Origin of the sequence: Campylobacter sp. S4:11 (assembly GCF_024723695.1) — a bacterium.
GTDB lineage: Bacteria > Campylobacterota > Campylobacteria > Campylobacterales > Campylobacteraceae > Campylobacter_D > Campylobacter_D jejuni_C.
Genome location: NZ_JANQDC010000014.1, coordinates 1 through 20,612, shown reverse-complemented (window position 1 = coordinate 20,612; position 20,612 = coordinate 1). Strand labels below are relative to the sequence as shown.

Here is a 20,612-nt window from a genome sequence, read left to right as displayed (position 1 = left end):
ATACCTTTATTTTTTACTACATTGTGGACATAGACCATAAAGTTGCATTAAATGTCCTGTTAATTTAAAATTATATTCTTTTGCGATTAACATTTGTTGTTGTTCGATAATAGGATTTTCAAATTCTACAATCTCACCACAACTTTTACAAATTAAATGATCATGATGAGGTTTATTTGCAAGTTCAAATTTCTTTCCTGAAGCACCAAAAGATATAGAAGTAGCCATACCTGATTCTTCTAATAAATTTAAAGTTCTATAAACTGTTGCAATGCCTACATTTAATTCGGGATTTTTTTGCTTTATTTCTACATATAGACTTTCTGGAGTATAATGCATATCACTATTATATAAAGTTTTTAAAAGCACCTCTCTTTGCTTGGTATATTTTAGGCCATTGTCTTTAAGTGTTTTTTTAAAACGCTCAAGCAAAACATCGTATTCTATATTTTCAATTTGCATTGTCTACCTCCGAATTTAGACTTATATTAGAATCTATAAGTTGTTCTTGTATTTTATCTAAACCATTTTGAGTAAAATTAGTATTCATTATATATTCACCTGTTTTTCTAAGTAAATCCAAGGTTTGACTATTTTTTGCATATTTTTCTAAACTTGAATTTAAAAATTCTATATTATTAATGCAAGCCACCAAAATAGCAAAAATTAAAAATATTTTAGCACTACCAAATAAAAATCCACCAATACGATCTATAAAACCAAGACCACTCATGCTAAACATTTTTGATAATATATTTCCCAAAGCCATACATGCTATCCATATCACAATCAATAAAGCTAAAAAACCTGCAAAAATTGCAAGATTTTCATTTTCAATTGCATAAAAATTATTATTGATAATTTCTGCTACTTCTTTAGCATATCTTGAAGCAAGTAAAACCCCACCAACTATACCTAACAAGCCAAAAATTTCTTTAAATAAACCACTTACTAAACCTTTCAAGCCTAAAATCACAGTTAAGCCCAAAACAAATACATCAAACCACGAAAAATTTTCCATCTACACTAAACTCCAAATATTTTATTCAATTATTTTAGGAACTATAAAAAATCCATCTTGAGAATTTGGAGCATGCTTGCTAATTACATCAAATACTTCAGATTTTATACTTTCATCTAGTCTAAATGGCGTTCCACCTTTTGTAGTGCTTGTCATAGCTTCCACATCATCAAGTTTTAATTCATCTAATTTTTCTACAAAATTAACAATTTGACTTAATTGTTCTTCTAATTCTTGTCTTTTCTCATCAGCAATTTTTAAAGCACTTAGCTTTTCAAGTTTAGTCAATAATTTATCATCAATTTGCATGATTTACCTTAATTTTTAATTTATATCCAAGAAAACTCTTTTTAGATTAAAAATTATAACATAAAATCATTTATTTTTTCATTTTTATATGTTACAATTATAGACTTAAAACAATAAATAATGTTTATTCTTGCTAAAAAAGGGAAAATATGGCTTTAAAAGAAAACTTAAAAGCAGTCCAAGAAGAATTAAGCTCTCAAGAGCAAATGATGGAAAATTTTATTAAATCCGAACGCTTTATAAAAAAATACAAATACTATTTCATTGCAATTATTGTGCTTTTAATTGCATATTTTAGTGGAAGTTATTTTTATAATCTAAAACAAGAAAGTAATATTCAAGAAAGTAATATAATTTTTAATAATTTATTAAAAAATCCTTCAGATCAAAAATTACTCGAAGAATTAAAACAAAAAAATGCAAATTTATATACCATATTCATCATGGGTCAAAACAATCAAGATCTTAACCAAACTTTAAATCTTAATATAGATCCTTTGTTAAAACAAATAGTACTTGCTCAAAATAATCAAAAGTCAGAATTTTTAAAAGATTATAATACCTTGCTAGCAGGTTTTGAATTTCTAAAACAAAATGATTTTAAAAATGCAGATATAGAATTTAATAAAATACCTATAAATTCTCCCTTATGGCAAATTATTACAAGCTTAAAACATTACCAAGGAATAAAATGAAACACTTTTATTTATTTATTATCACTTTAATATTTTTTAGTGCTTGTGGCACAAAAAGGGAGTATTATCAACCAACACAAACAGAACAACTTCCTTATAGTTCTCAAAATGTTAACGGTAAAATTATCAATTTCAATAACAATATAGCACAATTAAGCAATAATTCCTTTGTAGATAGCATGGGTAATATTATTAATTTTAAACTAGATAAAAATTATCATATCCTAAATGCGTATTTAGAAGAAATCATCATAGCTGATGATAATGGAAACTTTAAAATCTTAAATTTACAAGGTGAAGAATTATTTTCTCATAAATTTAACGAAAGCGTGGTAAGTGCGAGTATAGATGGAGATGATATAGCTTTGGTTTTAGCTAGTAATACTTTAGTATATGCAAATAAAAACCTTGGTATCAGAATGCTTCAAAACTTAGGCACATCCTATGCTCAAGATAGTCGTTATGCTAATCCTTATTTTTTAAATACTATTATAATATATCCTATGCTTAATGGAAAATTAGCTATACTTAACAAAAGCACATTAAAAGTTAGCAAAGAGATTTTAGTAAGCAGTGAAGAGTTTTTTAACAATATTATTTATCTTCATGTAAAAAATGATACAATGGTTGCTGCAACAGCACAAAAAATCATTGTTGTCACTCCAAATAGAACCTTATATTTAAACGAAAATATTAAAGAAGTAAATACCAATGATAGTGAAATTTTCATACTTACAAAAGATGGAAGAATTCTTAAAAATGATTATAATCTTAGAAAAATTGATGAAGTAAAATTTCAATTTGCTCTATTTTCTAAAAGTACCTTATATAACAACTCTTTATATATTTTTGAAAAAACAGGCTATTTAATTAAACTGAATACAAATTTAAAAGATTACATAGTATATCCACTCAATGAAGCTGTTGATGAGAAAAGTTTTATGGTTAATGGTAAATTTTTCTATCAAAATAAATTTTTGCAATTAAACTAAAATGAATCAAGAACTTAGTGATATTCTTATAAAACATGGGATTATTTTAAAAAACACTAAGTCTTTAGATATTCATGTTTTTAGCAAAAAGAAAAAAACAATTTGCATTTATGGAGAAAATACAAGTAAGCAATACTGCTTAATTTTATTTTCTTTTGCGAAAAGTAAAATTTTAACAAAAGAATGTCTAGAATTTGAAAGTATTTTTCAAAATATAAACCAAACTCTAAATTTAAATTTCAAAAATTATTTTATTTTTCATCAAGCTTTAATTTGCTCAAAAGCAAAAGAATATTTAGCTACCAAAGGGATTAAAAGCTATGCTTTTATGTGATATTGGCAATACAACCGCAAGTTTTTTAAACGAGCAAAAATTTCATTCTATGAGTATAGAACAGTTTTTACAATATGAGCCAACACAGAAAGTATTTTATATCAATGTTAATCCAAATTTAGAGCAAAGATTGAAACAAAATCCCTTATTTATCAATCTTGCTCCATATTTTAACTTTGATACTATTTATGATAATTTAGGGGTCGATAGAATAGCAGCTTGCTATACTATAGAAGATGGTGTTGTAGTTGATGCGGGTTCTGCAATTACTGTAGATATTATCTCTAATTCTATTCATCTTGGCGGATTTATTCTTCCTGGTATTGAAAGCTACAAAAAATCTTTTTCTAATATTTCATCACGTTTAAAATATGAATTAAATACCCAAATAAATTTTGATGCTTTTCCCCAAAGAACTGTTGATGCTTTAAGTTATGGTGTGTTTAAAAGCATATATTTACTCATAAAAGATAGTGCATATGGTAAAAAATTGTATTTTACCGGCGGTGATGGACAATTTCTCGCAAATTTTTTTGACTATGCTATTTATGATAAATTTTTAATTTTTAGAGGTATGAAAAAAGCTGTTTGTGAAAATTTTATACTTTAAAATTTATTTCTGCACCCCCACTCTTAAAATTATAAGCTTTATTTAAACTCAAAACAACTATATTTTGATATCATTAGCAAAAGTAAACATACAAAAGGAATTGACAACAATGGATCAAAAACATTTTGATACCGTAGTAATTGGCGGTGGGATTTCTGGTGCTGCGGCATTTTATGAGCTAGCTAGATATACAAATATTCAAAGTATTGCTTTATTAGAAAAATATAATAATGCCGCAACTTTAAATAGTCATAGCACAAGCAATTCGCAAACTATCCACTGTGGCGATATAGAAACAAACTATACCTTAGAAAAAGCAAAAAAAGTCAAAAAAACTGCAGATATGATTGTTAAATACGGTCTTTTGCAAAATGCACAAAATAAATTTATGCACTCACACCAAAAACTTGCACTTGCAGTTGGAGATAAAGAATGCGAGTATATGAAAAATAGATATGAAGAATTTAAAGAATTATATCCTTATATTAAATTTTATACCAAAAATGATATTAAACAAATAGAACCCAATGTTGTCTTAGGTGAAGATAGCATCAATGATAGAGCAGATAATATAGTAGCTATGGGTGTAGAAGAAGGTGAAATTTACACCACGGTAGATTTTGGATTAATGAGTCAAAATCTTATAGAACAAGCTTGCAAACAAGGTAAAAATACCCATGTAGCTTATAATCAAGAAGTTGTTTTTATAGAAAAAAAAGATGATATTTTTTATATAAAAACAAGAGATTTTAAAGAATATAGTGCAAAATCGATTATAGTAAATGCGGGAGCGCATTCTTTATTTTTAGCACATAAAATGGGCATAGGATTAGATAAATCTTGCTTTCCTGTTGCAGGAAGTTTTTACATGGCAAAAAGAAAAATTTTAAATGGTAAAGTTTATATGGTACAAAATCCAAAACTCCCATTTGCAGCACTACATGGTGATCCTGATTTATTAGCTAATATGAATACGCGCTTTGGTCCTACTGCTTTAGTTATTCCTATGCTAGAAAGATATCATGGCTTTAAATCACTACCTGAATTTTTCAAAACATTAAATTTAGATATGAATGTAGTTAAAATTTGTTTTAATCTTTTTAAAGATTCTACTATTAGAAATTATATTCTTTATAATTATTTGTTTGAAATTCCTTATATCAATAAAAGACTTTTTGTAAAAGATGCCAAAAAAATAGTTCCTAGTTTAAAAACAGATGATATTTACTATGCTAAAAACTTTGGCGGAGTACGCCCTCAAGTGCTTGATAAAAAAGCAGGAGAATTAATGCTTGGCGAGGCAAGCATCACTGAAATTCCAGGTATAATTTTCAATATGACACCAAGTCCAGGTGCTACAAGCTGTCTTGGTAATGGCTATAGAGATGCAAAACTTATTTGTCAATATTTAGGTGCTAATTTTAATGAGGATTTATTTACTAGCGAACTACTATAAAAAGGATAATAAATGTTAAAAAAAACAAAAATAGTTGCAACGATTGGGCCAGCAAGCGAAAATGAGGCTACAATAAGACAAATGATTATTAATGGAGTGAATGTTTTTCGCTTAAATTTTTCACATGGAACCCATGAGTATCATAGTAAAAACTTAACTACTATTAGAAAAGTAGCAGCTGAACTTAATGCAAGAATTGGAATTTTACAAGATATTAGTGGGCCAAAAATTAGAACCTTAAAGATTCCAGAAGCTTTTGAGCTAAAAAATGGAGATAGACTAGACTTTTACAAAGATACTTTTGAAGGTGAAAAACTTTCTAATGAACATTATAAAGTCTGTATTAATCATCCTGAAATTCTTTCTATGCTAAAGGTTGGGGAATATATCTACCTTTGTGATGGCTCTATAAAAACTAAAGTTATACAAGTTGAAAAAGATTTTATCCAAACCCAAGTAGAAAATAGTGGGGTGCTTAGCTCAAACAAAGGAATTAATTTTCCAAATACAAAAATCAATATCGATGTTATCACTCAAAAAGATAAAGACGATCTTGCGTGGGGTATTAAGAATGATGTTGATTTTTTAGCCATATCTTTTGTGCAAAATGCTCATGATATTGATGAAGTTAAAAAAATACTTGATGAAAATAATGCTAAAATTGCTATTTTTGCAAAAATAGAAAAATTTGATGCTGTTGAAAATATCGATGAAATCATAAATTGTAGCGATGGGATAATGGTTGCAAGAGGAGATTTAGGTATTGAAGTGCCTTATTATAGAGTGCCAAATATACAAAAACTCATCATTAAAAAAGCCAACGAGGCTAATAAACCTGTCATTACTGCTACTCAAATGCTTTTTTCACTTGCAAAATCAAAAACTGCCACAAGAGCTGAAATTTCAGATGTTGCTAATGCAGTACTTGATGGTACTGACGCAGTTATGCTTAGCGAAGAAAGTGCAGTAGGGATTGATCCGGCAAATGCAGTTGATATTATGACCCAAACTATCATTGAAACAGAAAAAAATTACCCTTATGAAAAATTTGAAAATTTTAAATGTTTTAATGAAACTGATATCATTGCTAAATCAAGCACGCAACTAGCAACCGATTTAAATGCAAATGCAATTTTTACCATCACAAGTAGTGGTGCTTCTGCAGTTAAAACAGCAAGATATCGTCCAAAAATGGATATCATAGCTATTACTCATTCTAAAAAAGCTTTAAATTTTTTAAGTATAGTTTGGGGAGTTCAACCTGCTATACTAATAGAAAAACATGAAAATTTAACAGAACTTTTAAGCAATTCTGTAAAACTTGGAGTTGAAAAAGGCCTTATGAAAAAAGATGGAGTTTACACTCTTACCGCAGGATTTCCAGTAGGTGTCGCAGGAAGTACAAATTTAATTAGAATTTTACAAAAAGATCAAATTGAATATTATTTAAGTTTGGGAAAATAACCCAAACTTAATATTCTTCTTCTATCAAATCACATAAGCAGTGTATAATTAAAATATGCATTTCTTGGATTCTAGCCGTATCATCACTTGGAATGACTATATTATATTCACATAATGCATTCATCACTCCACCACCCTTTCCACTAAGCCCTATACACTTAGCACCAACTTCCTTGGCTTTTTCAAAAGCTTTGATCACATTTGGACTTTTTCCACTAGTAGAAATTCCAATCAATACATCATTATTATTAGCTAAAGCTTCAACTTGTCTTGAAAAAACAAATTCAAAACCATAATCATTTCCTATAGCACTTAAAGCAGAAGTATCAGTGCTTAGGGCAATAGCAGCTAAAGCCTTTCTTTCTTTTTTATATCTTCCGCTAAGTTCAGCTGCAAAATGTTGGCTATCTGCAGCACTTCCACCATTTCCACAAATTAAAATTTTCCCTCCATTTTCCAAACATACTTTTAACTCTTGAGCAACCATAGCAATTTGCTCTTTTAAATTCAAACTTTGTTCTAAAGTTTTTTGATGTTGAATAAATTCCTTTTCAATTTTATTTATCATTTGTAATCCTATTAATTATATTAGTAGTGCTAAATCCATCTTCAAAGTCAATTAATTCTACTTTTTTTACTAAATTTGAGCCCGCCACTTCTTTGCCTTTATAATCAGCTCCTTTAACTAACACATCAGGCTTTAAAAACTCTATTAATTCATAAGGAGTATCTTCATTAAAAATCACTACATAATCTACAAAATACATACTCGCAAGCATACATGCACGTTGGAACTCTAAATTTATAGGTCTTGAGCTTCCTTTTAGTCTTTTTACGCTTTCATCTGAATTTAAACCTATAACTAAGATATCTCCTAATTTTTTAGCTTTTTCAAGATATTTTATATGACCATAATGCATAATATCAAAACATCCGTTGGTAAAAACTACTTTTTGATTTTGTATTAATTTTACAAGCTCTTCTTTGTTTTTAATTTTATCTTCAAAAGAAGCTTTTTTTAGATTTTTAATCTCTTCTAAACTTACACTCACACTTCCTACTTTTGCTACTACAACAGCTGCTGCATCATTTGCTAGCTCGCACGCTTTTACAATATCAACTTTTAAGGCCAAAGCATAAGCAAGCATAGCTATAACACTATCTCCAGCTCCTGTTACATCATAAACTTCCAAGGCTTTTGCAGGAATAATATACAATTTTTCATCAAAAAGTGCTATTCCTTCTTCAGATAAAGTTATAATAGAATAAGCTAGATTTAAATCATCTTTTAATTTTTTTAAAGCTTTTTCTAAATTATCAATTTTTTCTACACCCAAAGCTTGAATAGCTTCTTTTTTATTTGGAGTTAGCAAGGTTGCATTTTGATATTTACTAAAATCACTTCCTTTTGGGTCAATCAAAATAGGTAAATTTAAAGTATTTGCATGCTCTATCAAAGCTTTTGTTACTTTTGAAGTTAAAACTCCTTTAGCATAATCGCTCAAAATAATTGCATCATAATCTTTTGCGATTTTTTTATACTCTTGGATAATTTCATCTTCTAATTTAGTATCAAAATCATTCTCATCATCAAGTCTTAAAACTTGCTGAGAATGTGATAAAACCCTGCTCTTAAGAGGGGTTTTTCTACCTTTTTCTACTAATAATTTTGCATTTAAATTCTCTTTTAAAAATCTCCCACTCTCATCATCACCCACAAGTCCTAGAGCAAAAACCTCAGCGCCAAGACTTTTTAAATTTGCATATACATTACCAGCTCCACCTAGTCTTTTATCTTCTTTTTGTGATTTCATCACCATTACAGGAGCTTCTGGGGAAATTCTAGTGCAATCACACCATATATAATGATCCACCATAAAATCCCCAACAACTAAAATTTTTGGCTTTTTAGAACTCAAAAAATCAAGCATTTACTTCCTTTTCATAAAGCCTTTTAATCTCATCTAAATAATCTTTTATTCCCTCTTCAAGACTAAATTTAGCTCTATACGAAAAGCTCTCATCTAGTTTTGCTTGGGTATGGAATTGATAAGCGTTTTTATAAGGATTAGAAATATATTCACAAGGATAATTAGTATTTAATTCTTTTTGTAAAATATCAACTATATCTTGAAAAGTTCTTGCCTTGCCTGTAGCTACATTATAAATTCCACTTTTTGCTTCTAAAGCTTGCAAATTTGCGCTCACAACATCTTTAATATACACAAAATCACGATAAATTTGATCGCTTCCTTCAAACAAACGCGGACTTTTACCCGCTAAAATTTGATGTCCAAATTGCAAAATCATAGAAGCAGTGCTATTTTTAAAAAATTCTCCCTTACCATATACATTAAAATATCTAAGCCCGACTATATGTATTTTATCAAAGTATTTTTTTGCTAATTTATCCATCATTAATTTTGAAAATGCGTAAGGATTTTTAGGGGCTTCACTTAAATTTACAGTTTGTGGGCTTGGAGCATCTCCATAAACTGAAGCCGAACTTGCATAGATTAGTTTTGCATTAAGCTCCAAAGCAAGTTCTATAAAATCTTTAAAAGTGTTTAAATTAGTCTTTAAAACTTTATTTTGATCATAAACAGTTGTATCTGAAATTGCAGCCTTATGAAAGATCACATCAGGTTTAAAAGCTTTTATAACTTTTAAAGTTTTTTCATCATTAATATCACCTACATAAAGCTCACCTTCAAAATCTAAAATATTCTTAAAATGACCAAAACTTTCTAAATTTCCATTTTCAAAAGTAGCGCTTGAGCGCATTTTATCTACAATTAAAACTTCATGTTTATCTTGAAGTTCTAAAGCAAGTGCAGAGCCTATAAAACCTGCTCCACCTGTTATCACTATTTTCATTTTCTATCCTTTAAATAATGCAAAAGTTCTTTTAAATTTTTAAACACTCTATAATTTTCATCATCATTATAATTTTCATTGATTAAAAATAGATTTTTTATACCAGCATTAATTCCAGCTTGCATATCACTTAAATTATCCCCTATAAAAAAAGATTGAGAAAAATCTATATTAAATTCTTTTTGTGCTTTTAAAAACATACCAGGTTTTGGTTTACGACATTCGCAATTTTCTAGATGTGGGCAGTGATAAATTTTTTCTATTTTAATATTTCTTTTTAAAAACTCACCTAACATATATGAACTTAAAATTTCAAAATCTTTTTCACTATAATAAGCCCTTGCAATACCTGATTGATTAGTAGCTACAAAAATTAAAAAATTTTGCTTTTGAAAAAATTCGCAAAGTTCAAAAATACCATCACAAAATTCAAAATCACTGATCTTATGAACATATTTTTTATCAGTATTTATAATACCATCTCTATCTAAAAATAATGCCTTAGTTTCCATAAAAAAATTATAATGTATTTTTTTTAAGATTTTATAATTTATCAAGTAAAAAAGTTTTTTAAGCGACTTTAAATAAAAAAAGCTTATAATTAAACGCATTTTATTTTCAATTTATATAGGAGTGATATAATGAAAAAGCTACTTGTTTTATCAGCTTTAGCGTGTCTTGGTGTTTCAGCTTTTGCTGCAGATGGTGCTACACTTTATAAAAAGTGTGCAGTATGTCATGGTGCTAAAGCAGATAAAGTTTATCTTAACAAAGTTCCTGCTTTAAATACTTTAACTGCAGCTGAAAGATTACAATACATGAAAGATTATGCAGCAGGTAAAAGAAATGCTTATGGTCAAGGAGCGATCATGAAAATTAATCTTAAAGGTTTAACAGAAGCAGATTTTAAAGCAATTGAAGATTATATCGAAAGCTTAAAAAAATAATTTAACAGCCTTTATGGCTGTTTTTTGTTCTTTTCTAAAGCTTCTTTTTTTCTTTTTTCTAAAATCACTGCATCATTTAAAGCGTCTTCACTATCATTTAAAATAGTAAATTTATAATCATCATCAAATTGCTTATTCTTTATACCCCAAAGCAAAGCACAAATTGCCAAAAATAAAGCAATCAAAGAAACACCTATCATCATCATTAAAACACCATTCATTTTTTAATCCTTAAAGCATTTAAAATCACTATTATACTACTAAAAGACATCGATAAAGCCGCAATTAAAGGATTGATCAAACCAAAAAAAGCTAAAGGCATGCTCAAGGCATTATAAAATAAAGAAAAAGCTAAATTTTGTTTAATAATTTGATAAGTTTTTTTAGCTATTTGTATAGCCTTTTGTAAGCTTTTTAGATCGTTTTTTAACAATATAATATCACTATTTTCCATAGCAAGCTCAGAACCTTCTTTTAAAGAAACCCCAACACCTGCATAAGAAAGTGCTAAAGCATCATTTACCCCATCTCCTACCATTAAAACCTTACTTGTTTGATTTAAGTTGGCTATTGTTTGCATTTTGTCTTCTGGCATACATGAAGCTTTGAAATTATTTATTTTTAATTTTTCGGCCACCTTACTCACAGCAGGTAAATTATCACCACTTAACATATAAATTTGCATTTTGCATTCTTTCATAAATTCAATCAACTCTTCAGAACTTTCTCTCATACTGTCTTCTAATTCAAAAACTGCTAATATAATTTTATTTTTAGCAAATATAAAATGCGTGGTTTGAAATTCTTGTACTTGCATATGATTTTCTTTAAAAAATTTCTCATTTCCTCCCAAAAATTCATCTTTACCCAAAAAAGCTTTATAACCTCTTGCTTGAAAATTTTGAACTTTTTCAAATTCTATTCTACTATCAATTTTTTCATCTAAAAATTTCAAAATACTTTTAGCTACTGGATGGTTAGTTAGGTGTAAGAAATTTAATAACTCATTTTTATCTAACCTTTCATCCAAAAAGCTTTTTTTAACTTCCAAACTAGCCTTTGTCAAAACCCCTGTTTTATCAAATACAGCCACATTACACTTACTCAAATCTTCTACAACACCTGCTTCTTTAAATAAAATTTTTTCTTTCAAACCAGCACTAATTGCCACTAAAGAACCCACCGGAGTAGCCAAAGCCAAAGCACATGGACAAGCTATGATTAACACAGAAACCATACGTATCATAGCCTCCTCAAAACCTAAATTTAATACAAAAAAAGTAAAAGCAAAACACAGCACAGCACAAGTTAAGATAATAGGCGAAAAATACTTACTTACTTGTTGCACTATTTTTTCTATTTTAGCTTTTTTTGAACTTGAGTTTTCGAGTAAATTAATAATTCTAGCTAATTTAGAATCCTTATAAAGTGCATTTGCCTTATATAAAGCATTCCCGCTTAAAACCAAAGAAGCAGAATAAATCATATCATCTTTTTGCACATCAAGCGGTAAACTCTCTCCGCTTAAACTAGACATATCCAAGCTAATATTACCACTAATACACACTCCATCTATTAAAACCCTATCGCCTTCTTTTAACTCTATAATATCTCCTATTTGCACTTCTTCTATATCAATATTTTCTATTTTGTCATTTTTTAATACCCTTACTTCATTACTTAAAAATGATCGTAAATGATCAAGCGTATCAAGAGCTTTTTTCTTACTTAAAAGCTCTAAGTACTTTCCTATAAAAACAAAACAAATAATCATCGCCACAGAATCAAAATACACTTGCGAAGCTCTTGAAAACATTGCCCACACTGAATATATATAAGCTAAACTTGCTCCACTAATTACCAAAGTGTCCATATTAACACTTTTAAATTTCAAAGCATAATAGGCATTTTTATAAAAAATCGAGCCTGTGTAAAAAAGCACAGGAGTGCAAAGTAAAAATTCAGCAAAATGTAAAATATCCTTAGTATCAGCTTCCATGCCACTAAAAAATCCAGCATACTTAGCTACAGATATCCACATGATATTCATCACGCAAGCTATAGCAACTATTAATTTTGCATAAAAATCTCTTTTGGTTTGAGTTGCTCTTTGTTCATTCTTTGTAGGCAAATACACACTAGCTTTATAACCTATACTTTCTATACTTTGGATAATTTTTGCTAAATTTATGCTTTTTTCATCAAAAATAATTCTAGCCTTATGAGTAATAGAATTAATATCAACTTCTATCACCCCTTCACTTTTAATGAGAATTTTTTCATTAAGCCAAACACAAGCAGCACAATGAATTTCTTCTATAAGTAAAAAAACCTCACTAAAACCTTCTTTGGTTTTTTGTATGTATTTTTCATAATCTTTAACATTGTGTTCTATTATCGCAGGGGTTAGGGTTTGATTGCCAAGTTTTTCATAAAATTCCTCCAAATTATTTTCTTGTAAAATCTCATAAACACTCTCACAACCTTTACAGCAAAAATAACTTCCATTTTTTTCTATCATTTGATCTTGTCTAAAGCTTAATTGGCAGTGTTTGCATTTCATCTTATACTTTCTTTAATAATTTTTTACAATATTTTATCATTTTTTTAAAATCACTATTTTAAAAATTATTTACAAAGCTATATTATAATTTTAAAAATTTGACAAAGAAGCATTTTTTTGAATAAAATCTCTTATTTATTATTAAATACTACATTTTCTACATTTTAGAGGATACATGGAAAATACAAAAGAAAAAAAACAACATCAAAGAACACACGTTCCAGTGGAAGGTTACAAGATAGAAGATTTAAAGTTGCTTGATCTAGAAAGCTTAGTTAAAATCGCCAATGAAGCAGAAATAGAAAATCCAAGAGAATTTAGAAGACAAGATCTTATTTTTGAAATTCTAAAAGCACAAACCAAAAAAGGTGGCTTTATACTCTTTACGGGGATTTTAGAAATTTCACCTGAAGGCTATGGCTTTTTACGTGGAATGGATTCAAATTTAAGTGACAGTGTAAATGATGCTTATGTATCAAATTCACAAATTCGCAAATTTGCTCTGCGTGTTGGAGATATAGTTACTGGTCAAGTTAGAGAACCAAAAGATCAAGAAAAATACTACGCTTTATTAAAAATCGAAGCGATTAATTATCTTCCATTAAAAGAAGCTAGAGAAAGACCTTTATTTGACAATCTTACTCCAATTTTTCCAACTGAAAAAATCAAATTAGAATACGATCCTTTAAAACTAACAGGTAGAATGCTTGATTTATTTGCTCCTATAGGAAAAGGTCAAAGAAGCTTAATTGTGGCACCTCCAAGAACTGGTAAAACTGAGCTAATGAAAGAACTAGCTACTGCTATTGCTAAAAATCACCCAGAGGCTCATTTGATTGTACTTTTGGTAGATGAGCGTCCTGAAGAAGTTACAGATATGCAAAGATGTGTTAAAGGTGAGGTTTTTAGCTCAACTTTTGATTTACCTGCTTATAATCATGTTAGAGTAGCTGAACTTGTTATAGAAAAAGCAAAAAGAATGGTAGAAACAGGTAAAGATGTTATTATTTTGCTTGATTCTATTACAAGATTAGCAAGAGCTTATAACACTGCCACACCAAGTAGTGGCAAGGTTTTAAGTGGTGGGGTTGATGCAAATGCCTTACATAAACCAAAACGCTTTTTTGGTGCAGCTAGAAATATAGAGCATGGTGGCTCATTAACCATTATAGCAACTGCTTTGATAGAAACAGGCTCAAGAATGGATGAAGTAATTTTTGAAGAATTTAAAGGAACGGGAAATAGTGAAATCGTTCTTGATAGAAATATTTCAGACAGAAGAATTTACCCTGCAATTAACATCATAAAATCAGGAACTAGAAAAGAAGAATTGCTCCAAGGTGTTGAAAAACTTCAAAAAATTTGGGCAATTAGATCAGCTATTTCGCAAATGGATGACATAGAGGCTTTAAAATTCTTATACTCTAAAATGCTAAAAACTAAAAGCAATGAAGAGTTATTATCTATCATGAATGAGTAGCAATGCTTCAAGCTCTTGCTGTTAAATACAGACCAAAAAATTTCAATGAACTTGTAGGGCAAAATACTGTTTCTACAAGCTTAAAATATGCTCTTGAAAACAACCGTTTAGCACATGCTTATTTGTTTTCAGGACTACGTGGAAGTGGAAAGACTTCAAGTGCAAGAATTTTTTCAAGAGCCCTAGTATGCGAAAAGGGACCAAGTGCTAACCCTTGTGGAGAATGCTCTCAATGCTTATCTTCGCTTAATGGTTCTAATATAGACATTATAGAAATGGATGCAGCAAGCCATAGAAGCTTAGAAGATATACAAGAGCTTATCGAACAAGTCAAATACGCTCCATCTTTAGCTAGATTTAAAATTTTTATTATCGATGAAGTGCATATGCTTACCCCACAAGCTGCAAATGCTTTACTTAAGACCTTAGAAGAGCCACCAAGTTATGTAAAATTTATACTAGCAACAACCGATCCTTTAAAACTTCCTGCTACAGTTCTTTCAAGAACACAGCATTTTAGATTTAAGCAAATTTCTACCCATGATATCTTAAATCATCTTGAATGGATTTTAGAAAAAGAAAATATTAGTTATGAAAAAGAAGCTTTAAAACTCATTGCAAGAAGTGGAAATGGTTCTTTAAGAGATACCTTAACCTTGCTAGATCAAGCCATAGTATATTGCCAAAATAATATACAAACACAAAAAATCACCGCTATGCTAGGCTTTTTAGATCCAGCTAAAATTGAAGAATTTTATCAAGCCATTTTAGCTAGTGATAAAGATAAAGTTCTTGAGTTTTTAAAAGAATTTGAAGATTATGAAGCAAACAATGTTATTGATGAGATGATATTTTTTCTAAAAGAAGCATTTTTTGCCAAAAACAATCTTTTTTCTATGTTAATTTATGAAAGATTTTTTAGAATTCTTTCACGTGCTAAGACTATGTTAAATTCTAGTGATGATGATAGTTTTGTACTTTGCGTTATGGCTTTCATGCTTATAGAGGCAACTTATCTAAAAGGCATTGATGAGGCTATTAAAGGTTCAAAACAAGATAACATACCAAGTCCAAAACAACAAGAAATTCCTTCTATTCAACAAACTCTTAAAGAAGAAAAGCTTAGTCCTTATGAAAATCTCTTAAAAGCAATATATAAAAGAGATTATGACTTAGCTGAAGTTTTCAAAAAAACCACGCAGTTTATTTCTTTTGAAGGTAATATTTTAAGTATTAGTTCACATGCTAAAGATGATGATAGAATGGTTTTAAACAATGGTTTTAAATTAATCAAAACATTACTTCATGAGCTTTTTGGAGAAAAAACACAAATTAAAATTCAAAAAATAGAAACCATAGATACTCAAAAACTACAAGATATATTCAAAACCCCTATAAAACAAGAAGTAAAAAGCACTCCAAATTTAAATGAGCATTTTGAAAATTTTAAAAAAGACGCTAAAAAATATGATCCTAAAGATGAAACCAAAGAAGCTCTTAACAAGCTCTTTGGTCCTCCGACAATACAAAATTAAAAACTACCATTGATTGAAATATAAATTCTTCTTCCCTCTTCTATGCGATTATAAGTATTTACCCAAACATCTTTGCCATCACTCTTATAAGAATCCCAATCATTTGTAAAACTTTTATCAAAAAGATTATAAATTGCTGCATTAATGTTCCATTTTTTATTAATATCATAACGCACACCCATAGAAGCTAGAAAGACATCTTGATAATATTCTCTATTAATATTTGTATCACCCATATAACGATCTATTTGCCATTCACCTTTTACCCATGAAGTGAATTTATTAAAGATATTATAACTTGCTTTTAACACGATATTGTGTTTTAAACTATCAATTTCTGGTTTTCCTATCACAGCCTTATCTTGTGCATCTTTTACTTCACTATCAAGATAAGTATAAGCTAGATCTAAATTTAAATGCTCTATAGGAGTAATCCCCGCTCCAAGCTCTATACCCTTATATTCAACCTTGCCATGATTAATCGCTTGATAGCATATATCAGCCTCGCATTTTCCAATACTCGAAATCATACTATCTTTGCCGAATTTTTGACTAGAAATTTTATCTTTAAAATTTGTTAAAAAGCCAGTTGCTGAAATATAAAATAAATCATTATTATAAACAGCAGCTAGTTCATAATTAAGCGAGGTTTCTTCTTTTAAATTCGGATTTCCATACATAGGATATTTACCCTGTCCGCTATAATTATAAGCACCAGCTATCAATCTATTAGCATATGGGGTTCTAAAGCCTGTTGAAACACCACCTTTTAAAGTAAGTTCGCTAGTGGGATTATAAACCAAATAAGCTCTTGGAGAAATATTATTTCCAAAAATTTCATGATAATTATATCTTGCACCAAAAGTAAATCTTAAATCATCTCTTATACTATACTCATCTTCTGCAAAAAAAGCTAATAAATACTGATCAAAATTAGTAGGATTAGCGATTTTATCTTGCATTTTTTCAAGTCTATATTCACCACCCACGCTTAAAATATGGCTTTGACCTAAAGGAATAACTGATTTTGTATCTAAAATAATATCTTCAGCAACTATATTTCTATTTTGTCCTAAAAATGGTTGTGTTTTTTGACCAACCACCTCGCGTCCATCATTACTTACACGGTTATACTGCAAGGTAGAAGTAATCGAAAAATCTTCATACACACCCTCATGACTTAGGTAAGTTACCAACTTATCTACTTGCATAGTGTCTGTATAGCCACCTGTTAAGGCCCCATTATCACCAGATGGTTTAGTCAGCGTTCCTAGTTGTCCTTTTTTATTATCATAATGATTTCTTGAAAAATCAATATCAAATATCAAGGTATTATAATCATCTACTAAATAATTTAACCGAGTTCCTAAATTAAAATTATTTGCTTTTGTAGGACTTTGTGCTTGATTACCTTGTACTCTTTGACCACTCCCATTGCTAAATTCAACATTAGATTGCTCCCTATAAAACTCTCTAAAACGTAAAGTTAATCCCAGTCGATCATTCATCAATGGACCACTTGAATATATACTTGTGCCATAAGTATTACCCCATTCTTTATGTGCATTAAAAATACTATCTAAACTAACTGATGTTTCCCATTTATCGCTTATTTTTTTTGTGATGATATTTACAACACCACCTAAAGCTTCAGAGCCATATAAAGTACTCATTGGTCCTTTGATTACTTCTATTCTTTCTATGCTAGAAATTGGAGGTAGGAATGAATTTGAAATTTCATTAAAACCATTAGGCCCGACTTCTCCACCTATCCCTTGACGGCGCCCATCGATTAAAATTAAAGTGTATCCGGTAATACCTCTCATGGTAATGTTATAAGATCCAGTTTTTCCCTTGCTAGCAAATAAATCCACACCAGGAATATCAGCAATAGCTTCGGCAACATCTCTATAAGGCTTACTTTCTAAATCTTTTTTGCTAATCACATTTATAGTAGCAGGAGCTTCTTTAATATCTTGAGAAAAACCAGAAGCACTTACTATGGAGCTATCTAATAAAACTTCTTGCGATAAAGCATTACAAACCAAAAAACTAGCAACACAAAACGATAAACAATGTTTTTTCATTATTTCCTTTCTTATAAATAAATTTTCAAAACTGGAATATTATGATAATAATTATTAATTTAAAATAAATTTATTGTATCAATTATGATAATTGTTATTAATAAAAAATTTAACTTTTAGTAATATAATCACAAAAAATTTAAAATGAGGATATGATGGAATTTTTAAAAACTTATATTGATTTAATTATATTTGTAGTTTTAGGGATAATGGCATTTATTGCTATATGGTGTACTATAGAACGTATATTGTTTTTTAGAAAAATTAAACTAAATGATTATCAATATCAAGAAAAATTTGATGATGCAATTAGTGAAAATCTTACTATGCTTTATATCATTTACACTAATGCTCCTTATGTAGGACTTTTGGGAACTGTAGTGGGGATTATGATTACATTTTATGATATGGGTGCAAGTGGGAATATTGATGTTAAATCTATTGTTATTGGTTTATCACTAGCCTTAAAGGCTACTGCTTTGGGAATTTTAGTTGCCATTCCTTCTTTAATGGCTTATAATGGATTGCTTAGAAAAATATCAACCTTGAGTAATGCATATCGTATTTTTAAGGATAAAAATGCTTAAATTACCAAAAAATGAAGGTTTAAACATCATTCCTTTTATAGACATAATGCTTGTTTTACTAGCTATTGTTTTAAGCATATCCACTTTTATCGCACATGGTGAAATCAAAATCAATCTACCACAAAGCGAAAATTCAAATTCCATAAATGAAAACAAGGACAAAGTGAGTATTTTGATTGATAAAGAAAATAAATTTTATATCGATGGAAAAGCAATCTCCCTAGAAGAAATAAAAGTAAAATTTGACACTATAGATTCTAAAACCTTAGTGGAATTAAAAAGTGATAAAGAAGCAAAATTTGAAAGTTTTGTAAAAATTATTGATATTTTAAAAAATAAAAATCATGAAAATTTTCAAATTTTAACAGAGCAAAAAAGATGAAAACATTTATAAATAATCATAAAAATCAGTCATTTTTTATCACTTTATTTCTCTTTTTACCTTTATTTTTTGTTTTTATTCATACCAAGAATTTTTTGCATATACAACACAGCACTACAAAAGAGGCAAAATTTAATATAGCTATAAAACAGTTTTTACAAGATTCTCCTAAAGCAAAAACCGAACAGCCTAAACAAGAAAAAATAAAAAAACTAGAACAAACAAAAGAAAAATCTGTTATTCAACCTAAAAAAGTAAATACTTTAACTAATACCAAGATAACAAATCAATTAAATGAAGAAATAAAACCTCAAAAAACTTTAACCCAAGAAAAAAACACTCCAACAACTTCTCAAGAAAGCATATCTTTAACTAATAACAATGAACTTTTAAAAGAAGTCAAACAAGCTATAGATGAAGCTTTAATCTATCCTAGACAAGCCAAAAAAATGCGAATGAGTGGTGAAATTTTAGTAGAATTCACATGGACTCAAGATAAAAATCTATTAAACTTAAAAATATTAAAACCATCAAAATATAAATTATTGAACGATAGTGCCTTAGAAACTATACGTATAGCGTCTAAGAATTTTCCACAATATGAAAAAACTTTTCATATAAGAATACCCTTAATATATAAAATAAACTAAGCAAAATTGCTTAGTTTGTCGTGATTAAATTATGTCCTTTATAGATCCCATAAATTTTATAATCTCCATTTTTAAGCATTAAAACTACAGGATATTCTTCTTCGTAACCTTGCTCCATCCCAGGACTTCCTTGAGGCATACCAGGAGCAGAAATACCTATAACATCTTCAGGTTTATTTTTCAAAAGCCAAGCAACTGCATCTTCAGGAACATGTCCTTCTATAGCATAACCATCAATTACGCCAGTATGGCAACTTTGATACATAGGCTGAATATTCATTTTTTCTTTTATTTTTAAAAAATCCTCGCTTTTGTGTATTTGCACTTTATAGCCTTTATCTTTCATATAATTAGCCCAAAGATCACAACATCCACAAGTAGGACTTTCGTAAATATTCAATAATTTTTCATTAGCCAATAAAGTTGTAAAACCTAGCGATAAAGTTAAAAATAATTTTTTCATATATCCTCCAAAAATAAAAAAGATAAAATACATTATAAAAATTAATATTTTTTATAAAACCAATAATTTTTATTTTAAAATATACCAAAATCAAAATTATATTCCTATTTCACTCACAAATACTTATTACAAATATTAACTTTACCAAAAACTAAAACCA

23 protein-coding genes are annotated in these 20,612 nt (G+C 28.8%); 12 read left to right on the top strand and 11 right to left on the bottom strand.

What is annotated here, in order from left to right:
• Positions 1-6: 6 nt before the first annotated feature.
• From CAMP5053_RS05975 to gatC, 3 genes are read right to left on the bottom strand one after another with little or no spacing between them, the layout of a single operon-like run.
• Positions 7-462, bottom strand: coding sequence for a Fur family transcriptional regulator (locus CAMP5053_RS05975; protein WP_039617809.1), 456 nt, complete (start codon positions 460-462; stop codon positions 7-9).
• Positions 452-1,021 (bottom strand): CvpA family protein, encoded by a 570-nt coding sequence (locus CAMP5053_RS05970; protein WP_087700098.1) that lies wholly within the window; start codon positions 1,019-1,021, stop codon positions 452-454. Before CAMP5053_RS05970 ends, CAMP5053_RS05975 begins: the two co-directional genes overlap by 11 nt.
• Before the next feature lie 21 nt (positions 1,022-1,042).
• Positions 1,043-1,330 (bottom strand): Asp-tRNA(Asn)/Glu-tRNA(Gln) amidotransferase subunit GatC, encoded by a 288-nt coding sequence (gene gatC, locus CAMP5053_RS05965; RefSeq protein WP_039625566.1) that lies wholly within the window; start codon positions 1,328-1,330, stop codon positions 1,043-1,045.
• A 149-nt stretch (positions 1,331-1,479) separates the two neighbouring features.
• On the opposite strand from gatC, the gene CAMP5053_RS05960 reads away from it, so the two are divergent.
• From CAMP5053_RS05960 to pyk, 6 genes are all read left to right on the top strand, one after another.
• Entirely contained in the window at positions 1,480-2,025 is a 546-nt protein-coding gene (locus tag CAMP5053_RS05960; protein WP_261545239.1) for a hypothetical protein, read from the top strand.
• Entirely contained in the window at positions 2,022-3,017 is a 996-nt protein-coding gene (locus tag CAMP5053_RS05955; protein ID WP_261545238.1) for a hypothetical protein, read from the top strand. Before CAMP5053_RS05960 ends, CAMP5053_RS05955 begins: the two co-directional genes overlap by 4 nt.
• 1 nt (position 3,018) lies before the next feature.
• Positions 3,019-3,351 (top strand): hypothetical protein, encoded by a 333-nt coding sequence (locus tag CAMP5053_RS05950; protein WP_087700103.1) that lies wholly within the window; start codon positions 3,019-3,021, stop codon positions 3,349-3,351.
• A complete protein-coding gene (locus CAMP5053_RS05945) occupies positions 3,338-3,961 on the top strand; it encodes a type III pantothenate kinase (RefSeq protein ID WP_087700105.1) in 624 nt (207 codons plus the stop codon). The genes CAMP5053_RS05950 and CAMP5053_RS05945 overlap by 14 nt, the downstream gene beginning before the upstream one ends.
• 109 nt (positions 3,962-4,070) lie before the next feature.
• Positions 4,071-5,417: an FAD-dependent oxidoreductase gene (locus CAMP5053_RS05940; protein ID WP_087700107.1), complete on the top strand. Its 1,347-nt coding sequence runs from the start codon at positions 4,071-4,073 to the stop codon at positions 5,415-5,417.
• Positions 5,418-5,429: 12 nt separating this feature from the next.
• Entirely contained in the window at positions 5,430-6,881 is a 1,452-nt protein-coding gene (gene pyk / locus CAMP5053_RS05935; protein WP_214100452.1) for a pyruvate kinase, read from the top strand.
• Positions 6,882-6,888: 7 nt separating this feature from the next.
• Here pyk and gmhA read toward each other — a convergent pair whose 3' ends face one another.
• The 4 genes from gmhA to CAMP5053_RS05915 are packed head-to-tail and all read right to left on the bottom strand — an operon-like array spanning position 6,889 to position 10,270.
• Positions 6,889-7,449, bottom strand: coding sequence for a D-sedoheptulose 7-phosphate isomerase (gmhA, locus tag CAMP5053_RS05930; protein ID WP_261545236.1), 561 nt, complete (start codon positions 7,447-7,449; stop codon positions 6,889-6,891).
• On the bottom strand, positions 7,439-8,812 hold the full coding sequence (gene rfaE1 / locus CAMP5053_RS05925) for a D-glycero-beta-D-manno-heptose-7-phosphate kinase (protein WP_337217475.1): 1,374 nt from the start codon (positions 8,810-8,812) through the stop codon (positions 7,439-7,441). The genes gmhA and rfaE1 overlap by 11 nt, the downstream gene beginning before the upstream one ends.
• Positions 8,805-9,758, bottom strand: coding sequence for an ADP-glyceromanno-heptose 6-epimerase (gene rfaD, locus CAMP5053_RS05920; protein WP_087700115.1), 954 nt, complete (start codon positions 9,756-9,758; stop codon positions 8,805-8,807). The genes rfaE1 and rfaD overlap by 8 nt, the downstream gene beginning before the upstream one ends.
• The gene (locus CAMP5053_RS05915; RefSeq protein ID WP_214126364.1) at positions 9,755-10,270 is read right to left on the bottom strand and encodes a D-glycero-alpha-D-manno-heptose-1,7-bisphosphate 7-phosphatase; all 516 of its coding nucleotides are present in this window, start codon (positions 10,268-10,270) and stop codon (positions 9,755-9,757) included. The genes rfaD and CAMP5053_RS05915 overlap by 4 nt, the downstream gene beginning before the upstream one ends.
• 129 nt (positions 10,271-10,399) lie before the next feature.
• Between CAMP5053_RS05915 and CAMP5053_RS05910 the strand changes: the two genes are divergently transcribed.
• On the top strand, positions 10,400-10,705 hold the full coding sequence (locus CAMP5053_RS05910) for a c-type cytochrome (RefSeq protein ID WP_087700117.1): 306 nt from the start codon (positions 10,400-10,402) through the stop codon (positions 10,703-10,705).
• A gap of 11 nt (positions 10,706-10,716) precedes the next feature.
• Here the strand turns inward: CAMP5053_RS05910 and ccoS are convergent, their stop codons facing one another.
• Both ccoS and CAMP5053_RS05900 read right to left on the bottom strand, forming a co-directional pair.
• Positions 10,717-10,926, bottom strand: a complete 210-nt coding sequence (gene ccoS, locus CAMP5053_RS05905) for a cbb3-type cytochrome oxidase assembly protein CcoS (protein ID WP_087700119.1) — start codon at positions 10,924-10,926, stop codon at positions 10,717-10,719.
• The gene (locus CAMP5053_RS05900) at positions 10,923-13,268 is read right to left on the bottom strand and encodes a heavy metal translocating P-type ATPase (RefSeq protein ID WP_337217474.1); all 2,346 of its coding nucleotides are present in this window, start codon (positions 13,266-13,268) and stop codon (positions 10,923-10,925) included. Before CAMP5053_RS05900 ends, ccoS begins: the two co-directional genes overlap by 4 nt.
• Positions 13,269-13,443: 175 nt before the next feature.
• On the opposite strand from CAMP5053_RS05900, the gene rho reads away from it, so the two are divergent.
• Both rho and CAMP5053_RS05890 read left to right on the top strand, forming a co-directional pair.
• On the top strand, positions 13,444-14,748 hold the full coding sequence (rho, locus tag CAMP5053_RS05895; protein WP_087700123.1) for a transcription termination factor Rho: 1,305 nt from the start codon (positions 13,444-13,446) through the stop codon (positions 14,746-14,748).
• A 2-nt stretch (positions 14,749-14,750) separates the two neighbouring features.
• Positions 14,751-16,283 carry a DNA polymerase III subunit gamma/tau gene (locus CAMP5053_RS05890; RefSeq protein ID WP_261545232.1) on the top strand — a complete coding sequence of 511 codons (1,533 nt, stop codon included), beginning with the start codon at positions 14,751-14,753 and terminating at the stop codon, positions 16,281-16,283.
• Here CAMP5053_RS05890 and cfrA read toward each other — a convergent pair.
• Complete coding sequence (cfrA, locus tag CAMP5053_RS05885; protein WP_337217473.1) at positions 16,280-18,370, bottom strand: TonB-dependent ferric enterobactin receptor CfrA; 2,091 nt, start codon at positions 18,368-18,370, stop codon at positions 16,280-16,282. The genes CAMP5053_RS05890 and cfrA overlap by 4 nt on opposite strands.
• 155 nt (positions 18,371-18,525) lie before the next feature.
• Between cfrA and exbB the strand changes: the two genes are divergently transcribed.
• Genes exbB through CAMP5053_RS05870 form a run of 3 tightly spaced genes read left to right on the top strand, consistent with a single transcriptional unit; the run spans position 18,526 to position 19,989 of the window.
• A complete protein-coding gene (exbB, locus tag CAMP5053_RS05880; protein WP_261545230.1) occupies positions 18,526-18,957 on the top strand; it encodes a TonB-system energizer ExbB in 432 nt (143 codons plus the stop codon).
• The gene (gene exbD / locus CAMP5053_RS05875) at positions 18,950-19,339 is read left to right on the top strand and encodes a TonB system transport protein ExbD (RefSeq protein WP_087700129.1); all 390 of its coding nucleotides are present in this window, start codon (positions 18,950-18,952) and stop codon (positions 19,337-19,339) included. The genes exbB and exbD overlap by 8 nt, the downstream gene beginning before the upstream one ends.
• Positions 19,336-19,989, top strand: coding sequence for an energy transducer TonB family protein (locus CAMP5053_RS05870; protein ID WP_261545229.1), 654 nt, complete (start codon positions 19,336-19,338; stop codon positions 19,987-19,989). The genes exbD and CAMP5053_RS05870 overlap by 4 nt, the downstream gene beginning before the upstream one ends.
• 10 nt (positions 19,990-19,999) lie before the next feature.
• Here the strand turns inward: CAMP5053_RS05870 and CAMP5053_RS05865 are convergent, their stop codons facing one another.
• Positions 20,000-20,452: a DUF411 domain-containing protein gene (locus CAMP5053_RS05865; RefSeq protein WP_261545228.1), complete on the bottom strand. Its 453-nt coding sequence runs from the start codon at positions 20,450-20,452 to the stop codon at positions 20,000-20,002.
• Between the last annotated feature and the right edge of the window lie 160 nt (positions 20,453-20,612).

Coding starts and splice junctions, on each gene's coding strand:
- cfrA (WP_337217473.1), bottom strand. CDS start 18,370: ATGAAAAAACATTGTTTATCGTTTTGTGTTGCTAGTTTTTTGGTTTGT.
- CAMP5053_RS05890 (WP_261545232.1), top strand. CDS start 14,751: ATGCTTCAAGCTCTTGCTGTTAAATACAGACCAAAAAATTTCAATGAA.
- CAMP5053_RS05900 (WP_337217474.1), bottom strand. CDS start 13,268: ATGAAATGCAAACACTGCCAATTAAGCTTTAGACAAGATCAAATGATA.
- gatC (WP_039625566.1), bottom strand. CDS start 1,330: ATGCAAATTGATGATAAATTATTGACTAAACTTGAAAAGCTAAGTGCT.
- gmhA (WP_261545236.1), bottom strand. CDS start 7,449: ATGATAAATAAAATTGAAAAGGAATTTATTCAACATCAAAAAACTTTA.
- CAMP5053_RS05870 (WP_261545229.1), top strand. CDS start 19,336: ATGAAAACATTTATAAATAATCATAAAAATCAGTCATTTTTTATCACT.
- CAMP5053_RS05950 (WP_087700103.1), top strand. CDS start 3,019: ATGAATCAAGAACTTAGTGATATTCTTATAAAACATGGGATTATTTTA.
- CAMP5053_RS05955 (WP_261545238.1), top strand. CDS start 2,022: ATGAAACACTTTTATTTATTTATTATCACTTTAATATTTTTTAGTGCT.
- CAMP5053_RS05915 (WP_214126364.1), bottom strand. CDS start 10,270: ATGGAAACTAAGGCATTATTTTTAGATAGAGATGGTATTATAAATACT.
- rfaE1 (WP_337217475.1), bottom strand. CDS start 8,812: ATGCTTGATTTTTTGAGTTCTAAAAAGCCAAAAATTTTAGTTGTTGGG.
- CAMP5053_RS05865 (WP_261545228.1), bottom strand. CDS start 20,452: ATGAAAAAATTATTTTTAACTTTATCGCTAGGTTTTACAACTTTATTG.
- CAMP5053_RS05960 (WP_261545239.1), top strand. CDS start 1,480: ATGGCTTTAAAAGAAAACTTAAAAGCAGTCCAAGAAGAATTAAGCTCT.
- CAMP5053_RS05910 (WP_087700117.1), top strand. CDS start 10,400: ATGAAAAAGCTACTTGTTTTATCAGCTTTAGCGTGTCTTGGTGTTTCA.
- exbB (WP_261545230.1), top strand. CDS start 18,526: ATGGAATTTTTAAAAACTTATATTGATTTAATTATATTTGTAGTTTTA.
- CAMP5053_RS05945 (WP_087700105.1), top strand. CDS start 3,338: ATGCTTTTATGTGATATTGGCAATACAACCGCAAGTTTTTTAAACGAG.
- CAMP5053_RS05975 (WP_039617809.1), bottom strand. CDS start 462: ATGCAAATTGAAAATATAGAATACGATGTTTTGCTTGAGCGTTTTAAA.
- rho (WP_087700123.1), top strand. CDS start 13,444: ATGGAAAATACAAAAGAAAAAAAACAACATCAAAGAACACACGTTCCA.
- exbD (WP_087700129.1), top strand. CDS start 18,950: ATGCTTAAATTACCAAAAAATGAAGGTTTAAACATCATTCCTTTTATA.
- rfaD (WP_087700115.1), bottom strand. CDS start 9,758: ATGAAAATAGTGATAACAGGTGGAGCAGGTTTTATAGGCTCTGCACTT.
- CAMP5053_RS05970 (WP_087700098.1), bottom strand. CDS start 1,021: ATGGAAAATTTTTCGTGGTTTGATGTATTTGTTTTGGGCTTAACTGTG.
- CAMP5053_RS05940 (WP_087700107.1), top strand. CDS start 4,071: ATGGATCAAAAACATTTTGATACCGTAGTAATTGGCGGTGGGATTTCT.
- ccoS (WP_087700119.1), bottom strand. CDS start 10,926: ATGAATGGTGTTTTAATGATGATGATAGGTGTTTCTTTGATTGCTTTA.
- pyk (WP_214100452.1), top strand. CDS start 5,430: ATGTTAAAAAAAACAAAAATAGTTGCAACGATTGGGCCAGCAAGCGAA.